Source organism: Haloferax profundi, from assembly GCF_001469865.1.
In the GTDB taxonomy this organism is placed as follows: Archaea; Halobacteriota; Halobacteria; order Halobacteriales; family Haloferacaceae; genus Haloferax; species Haloferax profundi.
This window is the reverse complement of sequence record NZ_LOPV01000163.1, coordinates 1-886: the sequence shown is the minus strand read 5'-3', so window position 1 is coordinate 886 and position 886 is coordinate 1. Positions and strand designations below refer to the sequence as shown.

At 52.7% G+C, this 886-nt stretch carries 1 pseudogene; it reads right to left on the bottom strand.

The features are described 5' to 3' along the window. Window positions 1–881: pseudogene (locus AUR66_RS21865) on the bottom strand (efflux RND transporter permease subunit); the annotation flags it as partial. Window positions 882–886 lie beyond the last annotated feature (5 nt).

Below are 886 nucleotides of genomic sequence, written 5' to 3'. Positions count from 1 at the left end.
ATTTGCGTGAATGGGATCCCAGCGAGACCCATGAACCCGAACGTCCAGATAATCGCCATCGTGAGCGAGATGACTCCAAGTAGAAGGTCGATTGGATCACGGTACGCAAGAACGAGGAACCCAACGATCAGAACGATCGCCGCTGGAACGACCAACAGTAACGAGTCGCCAATGACGTTTCCGAACTCTGCTGAAATGATACCACTCCCGAAGACACGGATATCTCCTCCAACACTTGCGACGATATCCTGTGCCTGGAGTTGGATTGAGGTGAGTGGACTTGACCCGCTTGTGCCAGCACTCGAGCTCGTTTGCGTGCTGAGTTGGTGTTGGACAATTCCGATCGTTGATGTCGCACTCACCGCTTTGACATTCAGGTCGTTACTGAGCGAACTCCTGAGCGCAGGATTTTGCTGCAGAGCAGTCTGAGTTGCTTGTTTAACGCGACTATCAGACGCACGCTCCATGGCTCTGATTTGTTCTTCAAGCGTGCGCGCGCTCGGATCAATCGTTCGCGCGACTGCTTGCGCAACAGATGTCGTTGACGACACGCGCATCTCGGCATTTTGTTCGAGCCTGTACTGAGCCCGAAGCATCCGTAGTTGCTCTTCTTTCGAAAGAACGTTCGTCGCAGTCTGGATGAGTTGCGTACTTCCAGTGTCGGTTGCGAATACGTCAGTTTCGAAGTCGTCGTTAATGTCGTTGAGTGCTCGCTGCGCGGGGATGTCGTTCGTGAACTGCTCCGTACCAGAGTCCGTCGAAATCCCACCAAGCCCTGCAGTAAACAGTAGCGTCAGGACTACGAACGCAAGGATAACACGACGAGACCGATTGACGATCAAGTCGTCGATTGTATCGATATACTGCTGGTAATCTACCATTGTGG